Raw genomic sequence first — 12,125 nt, 5'->3', positions numbered from 1 at the left:
TGCCGTCGCGTGCTGAGCATGCGCACGGTTGCTTGTTGAATCCGATCACGGTGTGTGCCAAGGGGCCCGCGCATACAACCATATGAGGATTGGAGTCATCATTAGCGACGAACCACGCATTAACGACGAGATTCGCGTCTCACAGGTGCGTCTTATTGGACCGAACGGCGAACAGGTCGGCGTCATCGCCACCTCAGTGGCCCTGAACCTGGCGAAGGAAGCGAACCTCGATCTCGTCGAGGTGGCACCGAACGCAAAACCTCCGGTCGCCAAGCTCATCGATTACGGCAAGTTCAAATACAACGAAAAGGTCAAGCAGCGTGAAGCGCGCCGCAACCAAAGCACGGCTGAGATCAAGGAGATCCGCTTCCGCCTGAAGATCGACGACCATGACTTCGAAGTCAAGAAGGGCCATGTGGAGCGCTTCCTCAATGGCGGAGACAAAGTCAAGGTCACGATCATGCTGCGTGGCCGTGAACAGTCCCGCCCGATCGGCGGTGTGGAGCTGCTGCAGCGACTCGCCGACGACGTTGCAGAGTCGGGTTCGATTGAATCCGCGCCGAAGCAAGAGGGCCGTAACATCATCATGACGTTGGCGCCGAAGGGCAAGAAGGTCCACACGCAGTCCGAGCAGCGCCGCCGCGGTGCGGAATCCCGCGCCGAACGCCAGGCGCGCCAGGCCGCCCGCCTCGCCGCCAAGCAAGAGGCCAAGGCGCAGGAGGCCGAAGCGGCGAAGGCCGTGGTCTCCGAAGCCACCGAGACTTCCGAAACGAAGAAATAACAAGGAGGGCAGCAATGCCGAAGATGAAGACAAAGACCGCAGCAGCCAAGCGTGTGCGCATCACCGGTTCCGGCAAGGTGATGCATGCCGGCAGCGCCATGCGCCACAACCTCGAGCACAAGTCTGCTCGCAAGCGTCGCGCGCTCAAGCGTGACGACGTCCTGTCGACGCCACAGGCAAAGAAGATGAAGGGCCTGCTGGGTCGCTGAACCGCACCGCAGACATTGGGAATACGTTAGAAAGCTGAGGAAATCAAATGGCACGTGTCAAGCGCGCAGTGAACGCACACAAGAAGCGTCGTACCGTACTCGAAAGGGCTTCGGGCTACCGTGGCCAGCGCTCCCGCCTGTACCGCAAGGCGAAGGAACAGCTGCTCCACTCGTTTAACTACAACTACCGCGACCGCAAGGCCCGCAAGGGTGACTTCCGCAAGCTGTGGATCCAGCGCATCAACATCGCCGTCCGCAACGAAGGCATCACCTACAACCGCTTCATCCAAGGCCTGCGCCTCGCCGGCATCGAGCTGGACCGCCGCGCCCTCGCCGAGCTGGCCGTGTCCGATCCCGACACGTTCAAGGCCATCGTCGAGCAGGCCAAGGCCGCGCTGCCTGAGGACGTCAACGCTCCGGTTGCCGCCTGAGCCGACTGCATCGCACTGATCGCAAAGAGCCGAACCCAGCCGTGCGCGGGTTCGGCTCTTTGCATTGACAGCCGCACATCGAGCACAGCAAAGGAGCGCGGATGGCACACGCACTGCAGATGATGGAATCGCGGTTCCTCACCTACGTCGACGTGGAACGAGGGCTCGCCCATGCGACGGTCGAAGCCTACCGGCGTGACCTCGACCGCTATATCGAGTGGCTCGGCGACCATGGCATCGACGACGCACGGCAGATCACCACACTCCATGTGGAGGCGTTCATGCAGGCGCTGGCCCTCGCCGGCCAAAGCGGCACGAGCCGCGCCCGGCATCTCGCGAGCGTGCACATGTTCCACCGCTTCCTGCTCGGCGAGCGCATGGTGCCCGACGACGTCTCGCAACAGGTGCGCGCCCCGAAGACCGGCTCCAAGCTGCCCGACGTGCTCGATGTGGACGAGGTGACCGCGCTGCTGCAGGCTGCGCAGACCGCCGACCCGCAGGACGCCGTGGGATTGCGCGACAGCGCGTTGTTGGAGTTCATGTACGCCACGGGTTGCCGTGTGAGCGAGGCTGTGGGGGTGAATCTCGACGACGTCGATTTCGACGAATGCGTGGTGCGGCTCATGGGCAAGGGGGGCAAACAGCGGCTTGTGCCGTTCGGCGACTACGCGCGCCGCGCACTTGAGGGGTATCTGCGCCACGGCCGTCCGGCCCTTGCGGCCAAGGCGAAGGGCGAGCAGGAGATGCGCGCCATGTTCCTCAATCTGCGCGGCAAACGCCTGTCGCGCCAATCGGTGTGGGAGGTGATCCGGCGCGCCGGCGAACGCGCGCACATCGACCGCCCGCTCCACCCGCACACCCTGCGCCACTCATTCGCCACGCACCTGATCCAAGGGGGCGCCGATGTGCGCACGGTGCAGGAGCTGTTGGGGCATGCCTCGGTCAAGACAACGCAGATCTACACGCATATCAGCCCCGACAAGCTCATCGAGACCTACATCACCGCTCACCCACGCGCCAAATAGGCGACGCGCTGTGCGGGTGAAGCGGTACACTTGAGAACCAATGAGGAATACGGCGCCCCCTCGGCCATCCCGCGGTGCGCATCCGGCGTGCGGCGCGGGTGGGGACGCCTCAAGGATGTGCACGGACTGATCAAAGAGAGCTGTATGCCTACGGATTTGCTTGGACGAGAATACGAGACCTTTCCGGTGCCTGAGTCTTTGCGGCAGCATGGGCCCGCGCGGGTCATCGCCATGTGCAACCAGAAGGGCGGCGTAGGCAAGACGACGAGCTCGATCAACATCGCGGGCGCGTTGGCCCAGTACGGCCGCCGCGTGCTCATCGTGGACTTCGACCCGCAGGGCGCCGCGACCGTGGGTCTCGGCATCAACGCGAACGCGCTCGAGAACACGATCTACACCGCGCTGTTCAACCCGCGCATCGACGTGCATGAGATCATCCAGCACACCAAATTCGACGGGCTCGACATCATCCCGGCGAACATCGACCTGTCCGCGGCGGAAGTGCAGCTCGTCACGGAAGTGGGGCGCGAGCAGATCCTCGCGAGCGTGCTGCGGCCGATCGTCAATGAGTACGACGCGATCTTCATCGACTGCCAGCCGTCCCTCGGCCTGCTCACGGTGAACGCGCTCGCCGCGGCCGACGGGGTGATCATCCCCGTGGCCGCCGAGTTCTTCGCCCTGCGTGGCGTGGCATTGCTCATGCAGTCCATCGAAAAGGTGCAGTCGCGCATCAACCCCAGCCTTGAGGTGTACGGTGTGCTCGTGACGATGTACACGCACACGCTGCACTGCGACGAAGTGATGCAGCGCATCTACGAGGCGTTCGGAGACAAGGTGTTCCACTCGGTGATCTCGCGTTCGATCAAGCTGCCCGATGCCAACGTTGCGGCTGCGCCGATCACGTACTATGCGCATAACCACAAGACCGCGCGCGAATACCGCGAGGTCGCGCGCGAGCTCATCGCCAAGGGCATCGTCGCCTGAGGCGCCGCGCACCCACACAACCGCATCGCATGGTATGTCCACAATGCGGCCCTGACTTATAGTCACGTTGACTATTACTGATAGGCTCGCCGTGGAAGCAAGAGTTCAGCATATCGTCAGGAGCCATCATGAACCGGGGCAACGTCAGCGAACGGCGGCATGAGCCGCCACAGGTGGGCGTGACCTCCGTCATCCTGGCGTTGGAACCCGCGCGCGAGCACGGGCGGCGGCGCCTCTGGCTGCCGCTCGTGCGCCGCGTGCGCGAGCCGTTCCTCGGACAGTGGGCGCTCCCGGGAGGCCCGTTGCGCGCCGACCGGTCGCTCGAACAGTCGGCGTACGAGACGCTCGCCTCGACGACCGACCTGCGCCCGCGTTATCTGGAACAGCTCTATACCTTCGGTGACCCCGCGCGCTCGCACGGGGGAGTGCCGATGGTCTCGGTGTGTTACTGGGCGCTCGTGGGCCAGGCGGATGTGGCGCAGCTCGAACCGCGGCACAACGTGCAGTGGTTCGCCGACGACGACCTGCCGCCGCTCGCGTTCGACCACCGCGCGATCGTGGACTATGCGCTGTGGCGCCTGCGCCACCGCATGGACAGCCCGCGCGTGGTGCGCCAGCTCGTCGGCGAACCGTTCACGCTGCGCCAATTGCATGCTCTGACCGAGGCGATCCGAGGCGAGCGCGTCGACGTTGCCAACTACCGGCGCCGCATGCTCGCGTCCGGCTTGCTCGAAGAGACCGGGGGAGTGCTGCGCGAAGGGCGGCAACGCCCGGCCGCGCTCTACCGGTTCCGCCCGGGCGCGCTGGACGATGCGGGCGCCCCATGGCTCCCCGCAGGCTGCGAAGGCGAGCAGCTCGAGCATATGAACACTGCGCCAGAACGCGCCTGTGCGGATGATAATCCGCTCGGATCGCTGACCACCGCTCTGCTTCACGATTGACATTCACCCGCCGTTTCCCCCTGGAGGTTATGATGACGGCTGCCGAAATCACCGCCGGAGCCATTGCCGGCGCGCCGGCCCCACGTATAGAACCGGAACCCGTTGACCGCGAAGGCGCCCCGCTCACGCGCAATGAGCGCCTGGACCGCCTGCCGCTCAACAAGGCGCACCGCCGCCTGCTCGTCGCCTCCGGCGTGGGCTGGGCGTTCGACGCGATGGACGTGGGCCTCGTCTCGTTCGTGGTGACGGCTATCGCCGCTGACCCGCATTTCAACCTCAACGCCATGCAGAAGTCGTGGGTGCTCTCGATCGGCTTCATCGGCATGGCGATCGGCGCCGCGCTCGGCGGCTGGTTCGCCGACCGTTGGGGCCGCAAGACCGTCTTCACCGCTACGATGATCATCTTCGGCGTCGCCAATGGCGCGATGGCGTTCTCGTGGACCCTCGGCATGCTGCTCGCCGCGCGCTTCGTAATCGGCTTGGGACTTGGCGCCGAACTGCCGGTGGCCTCCACGCTCGTCTCGGAGTTCTCGCCGACCAAACAGCGCGGCCGCATGACGGTGCTGCTCGAATCCTTCTGGGCCATCGGCTGGATCCTGGCCGCCATGATCGGCTATTTCGTGATCCCCACGACCGGCGACTGGGGTTGGCGTTGGGCGCTGCTGATCGGCGCACTGCCGTTGCTCTATGCGATCATCGTGCGCCGTGAACTGCCAGAATCGGTGCGGTTCCTCGAATCGCGCGGCGACGATGATGGCGCCGAACGGTCGGTGCGCTACTTCGAGGCGGCCAGTGGCGTGCGTCCGGTGGCGAGCGCCAAGGCGGTCAAACTCCCCAAGATCCGCACGCGCGAACTGTTCGGCCGCAAATACCTGCCGATCACGTTGGCGATCTGGGCCACATGGTTCTTTGTGAACTTCTCGTATTATGGCGCGTTCACATGGATGCCGAGCCTGCTCGCCGACCAGTTCGGCTCGCTCACCAAGTCCTTCGGCTACACGCTGGCCATCTCGCTCGCACAGCTGCCCGGTTACTTCTTGGCGGCATGGCTCGTGGAGCGTTGGGGCAGGCGCACCACGCTGAGCGTGTTCCTCGCGGCATCCGCCGTGGCGGCGTTCCTGTTCTCGCGGTCCTCCACAGTCACCGCCGTGCTGTGCTTCGGCATGCTGCTGTCCGCGTCGAACCTGGGCGCATGGGGCGTGCTGTACGCGGTCACGCCAGAGATCTACCCGACGCGTCTGCGTGGTGCCGCAGCCGGCGCCGCAGCCGCATGCGGTCGTGTCGCGGCGATTGTGGCACCGCTGCTTGTGCCGTGGTTCCTCACGCTTTCGGGTGGCAACAAGTCGATCGCGTTCATCGTGTTCGCGGCGTCGTTCGTGTTCGCCTGCGTCGCGGCGCTGTTCCTGCCGGAGCGCACGGGAGCATCGCTCGACGACTGAGCGGACCAGTCTGACCTTCCTGAGCGTGCAGCCTTCTCGCATTGGTCGAGAGGGCTGCACGCAATCATCGTGTCAGCATGTGCGCGTAGTATTGTGCCGGTTTGTGTACGAATGGTGAATGCCTATGTCATGCCACCGGTTACACGAGAGCATCAATACTTTTTAGGAGAAAACAGCAATGGCGGTTCGCGGCGATATTCGTAATGTGGCAATTGTGGCTCACGTTGACCACGGCAAGACCACATTGGTCAACGCAATGCTTCAGCAGTCCCATGTGTTCAACGAGCGTGAGGAAGTGCCCGACCGTGTCATGGACTCGAACGATCTCGAGCGCGAGAAGGGCATCACGATCCTCGCGAAGAACACGGCCGTGGAATACACCGGCCCGCTCGCCGAGAAGTACGGCCACCCGGAAGGCATCACGATCAACGTGATCGACACGCCGGGCCACGCCGACTTCGGTGGCGAAGTGGAACGCGGCATCTCGATGGTCGACGGCGTTGTGCTGCTCGTCGACGCGTCCGAAGGCCCGCTGCCGCAGACCCGCTTCGTGCTGCGCAAGGCCCTTGAGGCCAAGCTTCCTGTCATCCTGTGCGTCAACAAGGTGGACCGCCCCGACGCGCGTATTGAGGAAGTGGTGGGCGAAGCCTCCGACCTGCTGCTCGGTCTGGCCCAGGACGTGATCGAGGAAGGCGTGGACCTCGACCTCGATTCGCTGCTCGACCTGCCGGTCATCTACTGCGCCGCCAAGGTGGGCTACGCCTCCACGGACCAGCCCGCGAACGGCGAACTGCCCGACAACGACAACCTCGAGCCGTTGTTCGACGCGATCATCAAGAACATCCCGGCTCCGGAATACGATCCGGATGCCCCGCTGCAGGCGCATGTGGCGAACATCGACTCCTCCGACTTCCTGGGCCGCCTTGGCCTGGTGCGCATCTACAACGGCAATCTCGAGAAGGGCAAGACCTACGGTCTTTCCCGTGTGGATGGCTCGATCGAGAACTTCCGCGTCTCCGAGCTGCTGCGCACGCAGGGCCTCGACCGCATTCCGGTGGATTCCGCTGGCCCCGGCGACATCGTGGCCGTGGCCGGTGTGAACGACATCATGATCGGCGAGACAATCGTCGACCCCAACGATCCGCGCCCGCTGCCGCTGATCCACGTGGACGACCCGGCCATCTCCATGACCTTCGGCACGAATGATTCCCCGCTCGCCGGCACCGAAGGCAAGGACCACAAGCTCACCGCCCGCATGATCAAGGACCGTCTGGACCGCGAGCTGATCGGCAATGTCTCGATCAAGGTCATCCCGACCGACCGCCCGGACGCATGGGAAGTGCAGGGCCGTGGCGAACTCGCGCTCGCCGTGCTCGCCGAGCAGATGCGCCGCGAAGGCTACGAGCTGACCGTCGGCCGCCCGCAGGTCGTGACGAAGACGATTGACGGCACGCTGTGCGAGCCGATGGAATCCACCACGATCGACGTGCCCGAGGAATACATGGGCACCGTCACGCAGCTCATGGCGGACCGCAAGGGCCGCATGGAATCGATGTCGAATCACGGTTCCGGCTGGGTGCGCCTGCAGTTCACCGTGCCGTCGCGCGGCCTGATCGGCTTCCGCACCGCGCTGCTTTCGGCGACGCGCGGCACCGGCATCTCGTCGTCGCTCTCCGCGGGCTATGCGCCGTGGGCCGGCCAGATCGTGACCCGCCAGAACGGCTCGATGGTCTCCGACCGCCAGGGCACCGCGACCCCGTACGCCATGCAGCGCCTGCAGGCGCGCGGCAACTTCTTCGTGGAGCCGCAGTCGCAGGTGTACGAAGGCCAGGTCGTGGGCGTCAACAACAAGCCCGAAGAGCTCGATGTGAACATCACGCTCGCCAAGCACATGACGAACATGCGCTCGGCCACCGCCGACGTGCTTGAGACGCTCACGCCGCCGATCAAGATGAGCCTCGAGGAGTCGCTCGACTTCGCGAATGAGGACGAGTGCGTGGAGGTCACGCCGGAATCGATCCGCATCCGCAAGATCATCCTCAACCGTGAGGATTGGTACAAGTGGCGCGCCAAGCAGCGCCGCGCCAACAACAACGCGACCAAGTAAGCGCCGAACCCCGCAAACGGGGATGACATGGGCGGGGCCCGCACAGTGGATTGTGCGGGCCCCGCCCACGCATATTCGGGCGCCTACGCCCGATGCTGCCCCGGGCGAAGTTGCGCGGTCGGCTTACACTGGGCAGATATGAGCAATCCACAGCAGCAGGACACGAGCCAACCGTGGTCGCATCGCCGCAGCGCACCGGTGCGCACCCTCATCACCGTCTTTTCGGCGTTGGGATCGGCCCTCGTCGCCACATTCGCCTCGCGCATCGGCGCCGCGTACAACATGCCGATCGGTCTGGTGATCGCGTTCGCATTGCTTGGCATGTCGGCGTGGTGCGCGCGCTCGCGCGGTGGCATCACCGGATTCGCCGTGCACATGCTGTGCTCCACATTGCTGATCTATATGATCGCCCAGGGTTGGCCCAACGGTGACGCGGTCATTGTGGGCTTCCACGATTCTACCCTGCCGTGGCTCAGCCTGTATTGCGGCGTGATCTGGCTGTATGGCTCGATTCTGCTGCAGGCGATCATGCTGTTCCTGCCCGCGCGCTGGTTCACGATTCCGGACAGGAAGCGCCAATGACCGACGTATATTATCTGGGCCCCGAAGGCACATTCACTCATCAGGCGGCGATCGCTGCGGCTGAAGGTCTTGCAAGCCACGGCGAGCATGACGCACGGTTGCATGCGTGCGCCGACGTGCCGCAGATCCTGCGCCATGTGGCAGCCGGCGAGGGGCTGGGCGTGATCGCCTGGGAAAACAATGTGGAAGGCTACGTGGTGCCGAATCTCGACATGATGATCGACGCCACTGACGTGGCCGCGTTCATGCGTGTCGGTGTGGATGTGACGTTCGACGCATTCGTGACCGCCGCGACCGCGCAGCACGCGCAGGATCGTGACCACATCCTCGAATCCTGCTCCGTCGTCACCGCCCACCCGCACGGTTTGGCGCAATGTCGCGCCTTTGCGGACCGCTACGGCATGCGCGCCGTGCCCGCGTCGTCGAATGCCGCCGCCTGCCGCGACCTACGCGAGGGTGAGGTGGGCCTTGGCCCGTCCATCTGTGGGGAGCTCTACGGATTGGAACGTGTGGCCGCACATGTCGAGGACTTCACCGGCGCCCGCACCGAATTCCTCGTCGTCGCCCCCCGCGACCGTGTGCAACGCCTGCTCGCCGGGGCACGGGAGCGCGGTGTGCGCGAATTCGAATCGATCCTCACGTTCATCCCCCTGGCCACTGGCCCGGGCGTGCTCGCCGATCTGCTCGACGTGGTGCGTGACGCGGGACTCAACATGACGAGTTTCATCTCTAGGCCGATCAAGGGGCACGATGGCACCTACAGTTTCATCGTGACCCTCGATGCGGCGCCGTGGGAACCGCGTTTCCGTGAAACGCTCATCGAGATAGCGGAGCACGGCGACTGGCTCAAGACACTCGCCGTCTACCCGCGCCAAGAACGCCCGCATCCGCCCGTGGATGAATGGATGCTTCCACAAGGGGGCGTACGATGCAATGCAGGAACCTTGCAGGAGGCATGGCAAGGCGATGCGTCCATGAGAAAGGAACTGCTGTGGTAGAAGCACACACCCCTACACCACCGGCGGCAGCCCCGGTTGAAGTCACGTCCACATTGCCGGCGATCGCCGCAGACGGCATCGAATGCCCGCAGCACGTGGGCATCGTCGGCCTCGGGCTCATCGGTGGTTCGCTCGCGGTCCGTCTGCGTTCCGCGGGTTGCGCCGTCAGTGCATGGAACCACCGCGCGCACCCGTATGAGACTGCGGCGCGCATCGGTATTGAGTGCAAAGACACCCTCGAAGAACTCGTGGAGGCCCAGCCGGATGTGCTCGTGTTGTGCAATCCGCTTGTCGCGATGCCCAAGATCCTGCAGACGATCAAGCCGATCATCGACCCGGCGCGCACAACGCTCACCGACGTGGGCAGCGTGAAGGGCTTGGTGCGCGAGCAGGTGCACGCCGCAGGCATCACTGACTGCTATGTGGGCGCACACCCGATGACCGGCAATGAGCGTTCCGGTTGGACGGCCGCCAACCCGGGCATCTTCGACAATGCGCTGTGGGCCCTGACCTACGACGAGCACACCGAATACCGGCGCATCGTGCAGGTGGCTGGCCTGATCACGCGCGGCCTGCAGAATTCACTGATCGTCATCGACGACGAGACACACGACCGCGCCGCCTCGCTGATCTCGCATATGCCGCATGTCGTCTCGACGGCGCTGATCAATCAGATGACAGCCGACCCCGACCGCAACATCGCCGCCGAACTGTCGGCGGGATCATGGCGCGACATGACGCGTGTGGCGCTCACCGACCCGGACCGCACATGCGCGATGGTCGTGGAGAACAGCCAGAACGTGGAGGTCCTGCTGCGCCAGATGGCCAGCCGTCTCACCGAATTCGCCGACGCCCTGCGTGATGACGATGTGGCCGCCATCCACCGGTTCTTCACAGAAGGCCAGCCATACCGCGACTTCAAGCAGCATCTGGCCAACCGCAACAGCGGGGAGACCGAGACGGTGTTCACCACGCTGCGCATCCACCCGGAGCATTGGCGCAGTGACTTCCTCGAGTCAGCCAAACGTGGTGAATACATTGTGCGCTTCACCTCGGGGCACCATGCGCTCGCCGAACGTCACCCCACCATCTGAACCTGTGGCGCCTCAACGGCGCCGCGGACGCTCGGGCACCGGCTTGAGAATCGCGATGCTCGCGGCGTCGATGCTCACGTCCTGTGCAGGCCGTGAGCCATTGGCGGCGGCGTCGCGCGTCATCTCGAGCGTCGTGCCGTCCCAAGCCCGCACATGGCCCACGACGTCGCGGTACTGCTGTCTGCCGGTATGCGGGTCGAGCCCGGCGTATGTGCGCACCACAATGCGCGCGCCTGCGGGAATGGTCTCGGGAAGTCGCATGGGGGTCTCCTTGGCATCGGGCGGTCTATGCTGCAGCACCTCATCATACCGCCCGGTCCATCGAGTCAGCCATGCCAATGGAGGCGTCGCATGAAGATCGTGATCGCACCAGACTCCTTCAAGGGATGCATGAGCGCACGGCAGGCGGCTGAGGCAATGGAACACGGTGTGCACCATGTGTTGCCGGATGCTGAATGCGTGCTCGTGCCGATGGCCGACGGTGGCGAGGGCACGGTGCAGTCTCTCGTGGACGCGACCGGCGGCACATTGCTCGAGGCGACGGTGACCGGGCCATTGGGCACGCCGGTGCACGCACAGTATGGCATGCTGGGCGATGGGCGGACGGCGGTCATCGAGATGGCCGCGGCCAGTGGCATCGGCTACGTGGACGAGACGACCCGCGACCCGCGCATCACCACAACCTATGGTGTGGGCGAGCTCATTCGCGACGCACTCGACCATGGTGTCACGGCGTTCATCATCGGCCTCGGCGGATCCGCCACGAACGACGGGGGTGCGGGGATGGCTCAGGCCCTCGGCGCGCACCTGCTGGATGCCCACGGAGGGGAGCTGCCCTTCGGCGGCGCGGCGCTCGCCGACCTTGCCGCCATTGATGCTTCCGACCTTGACCCGCGGATCGCCACGGCCAGCATCCGCTTGGCCTCCGACGTGACGAATCCACTGACCGGCCCACAGGGTGCGTCGTCGGTCTTCGGCCCCCAGAAAGGCGCCGATGCATTGATGGTGGCCGAACTCGATGCGGCATTGCACCATTACGCGTCGATTGTGGCGCGCGACCTTGGCCGTGACGTGGAGGCCGTGCCGGGGGCTGGCGCCGCAGGAGGCCTTGGAGCTGGATTCCTCGCGTTCACCAATGCACAGATGCAGTCGGGCGTGTCCCTCGTGGTGGAGGCGACCGGGCTCAATACGCTGGCGGCCGGCGCGGATTGGTGCTTCACCGGCGAAGGCGGCATCGACAGCCAGACACAATACGGCAAAACGCCGATCGGTGTGGCCCGTGCAGTGAAAGAAGCCGCACCCCATTGCCCGGTCGTAGCGTTCGCCGGGAATGTGGGCGGTGGCGTCGAGGAGCTGTACAGCCAGGGCATCGATGCCGTGTTCGGCATCGTGCCTGGCCCACAGAGCCTGCGGCAGGCGCTCGCTTGCGGTGCGGAGAATCTGGAACGTTGCGCTGCGAACGTGACCCGGTTGATCGCCTGCGCGAAGGGCATGACTCCGCGGGTCTAGGGAGACCAGACAACAACGGAAGGAG

13 protein-coding genes are annotated in these 12,125 nt (G+C 64.8%); 12 read left to right on the top strand and 1 reads right to left on the bottom strand.

Going from position 1 to position 12,125, the window contains the following annotated elements; genetic code table 11:
* The first annotated feature begins 82 nt into the window (after positions 1-82).
* The 11 genes from infC (at position 83) to PG2093B_RS06235 (ending at position 10,591) form a co-directional block, all read left to right on the top strand.
* Entirely contained in the window at positions 83-781 is a 699-nt protein-coding gene (gene infC, locus PG2093B_RS06285; protein ID WP_129897765.1) for a translation initiation factor IF-3, read from the top strand.
* Between the two features lie 14 nt (positions 782-795).
* Positions 796-990 carry a 50S ribosomal protein L35 gene (rpmI, locus tag PG2093B_RS06280; RefSeq protein ID WP_026644000.1) on the top strand — a complete coding sequence of 65 codons (195 nt, stop codon included), beginning with the start codon at positions 796-798 and terminating at the stop codon, positions 988-990.
* A 47-nt stretch (positions 991-1,037) separates the two neighbouring features.
* A complete protein-coding gene (gene rplT / locus PG2093B_RS06275) occupies positions 1,038-1,421 on the top strand; it encodes a 50S ribosomal protein L20 (protein ID WP_022857986.1) in 384 nt (127 codons plus the stop codon).
* A 101-nt stretch (positions 1,422-1,522) separates the two neighbouring features.
* On the top strand, positions 1,523-2,446 hold the full coding sequence (gene xerD / locus PG2093B_RS06270; protein WP_129897764.1) for a site-specific tyrosine recombinase XerD: 924 nt from the start codon (positions 1,523-1,525) through the stop codon (positions 2,444-2,446).
* Between the two features lie 144 nt (positions 2,447-2,590).
* Positions 2,591-3,430, top strand: coding sequence for a ParA family protein (locus PG2093B_RS06265; protein WP_129897763.1), 840 nt, complete (start codon positions 2,591-2,593; stop codon positions 3,428-3,430).
* Between the two features lie 128 nt (positions 3,431-3,558).
* Positions 3,559-4,371 carry an NUDIX hydrolase gene (locus PG2093B_RS06260; RefSeq protein ID WP_242502841.1) on the top strand — a complete coding sequence of 271 codons (813 nt, stop codon included), beginning with the start codon at positions 3,559-3,561 and terminating at the stop codon, positions 4,369-4,371.
* Positions 4,372-4,403: 32 nt separating this feature from the next.
* Entirely contained in the window at positions 4,404-5,810 is a 1,407-nt protein-coding gene (locus tag PG2093B_RS06255) for an MFS transporter (RefSeq protein ID WP_129897762.1), read from the top strand.
* Positions 5,811-5,988: 178 nt separating this feature from the next.
* Positions 5,989-7,917, top strand: coding sequence for a translational GTPase TypA (gene typA / locus PG2093B_RS06250; RefSeq protein WP_101399481.1), 1,929 nt, complete (start codon positions 5,989-5,991; stop codon positions 7,915-7,917).
* Positions 7,918-8,055: 138 nt separating this feature from the next.
* Positions 8,056-8,499, top strand: a complete 444-nt coding sequence (locus PG2093B_RS06245; protein WP_101399479.1) for an alcohol dehydrogenase — start codon at positions 8,056-8,058, stop codon at positions 8,497-8,499.
* Positions 8,496-9,497, top strand: coding sequence for a prephenate dehydratase (locus PG2093B_RS06240; RefSeq protein ID WP_129897761.1), 1,002 nt, complete (start codon positions 8,496-8,498; stop codon positions 9,495-9,497). The genes PG2093B_RS06245 and PG2093B_RS06240 overlap by 4 nt, the downstream gene beginning before the upstream one ends.
* Positions 9,498-9,550: 53 nt before the next feature.
* Positions 9,551-10,591: a prephenate dehydrogenase gene (locus PG2093B_RS06235; protein ID WP_240814948.1), complete on the top strand. Its 1,041-nt coding sequence runs from the start codon at positions 9,551-9,553 to the stop codon at positions 10,589-10,591.
* Between the two features lie 12 nt (positions 10,592-10,603).
* Here the strand turns inward: PG2093B_RS06235 and PG2093B_RS06230 are convergent, their stop codons facing one another.
* Positions 10,604-10,852 carry a DUF6725 family protein gene (locus tag PG2093B_RS06230; protein WP_026644009.1) on the bottom strand — a complete coding sequence of 83 codons (249 nt, stop codon included), beginning with the start codon at positions 10,850-10,852 and terminating at the stop codon, positions 10,604-10,606.
* A gap of 90 nt (positions 10,853-10,942) precedes the next feature.
* On the opposite strand from PG2093B_RS06230, the gene PG2093B_RS06225 reads away from it, so the two are divergent.
* On the top strand, positions 10,943-12,100 hold the full coding sequence (locus PG2093B_RS06225) for a glycerate kinase (RefSeq protein WP_129897760.1): 1,158 nt from the start codon (positions 10,943-10,945) through the stop codon (positions 12,098-12,100).
* The last annotated feature ends 25 nt before the right edge of the window (positions 12,101-12,125 follow it).

The sequence above is a fragment of the Bifidobacterium pseudolongum subsp. globosum genome (assembly GCF_004155535.1).
GTDB lineage: Bacteria > Actinomycetota > Actinomycetes > Actinomycetales > Bifidobacteriaceae > Bifidobacterium > Bifidobacterium pseudolongum_C.
The sequence above is the reverse complement of the archived record's forward strand: the minus strand, read 5'-3'. Positions and strand labels throughout refer to the sequence as shown.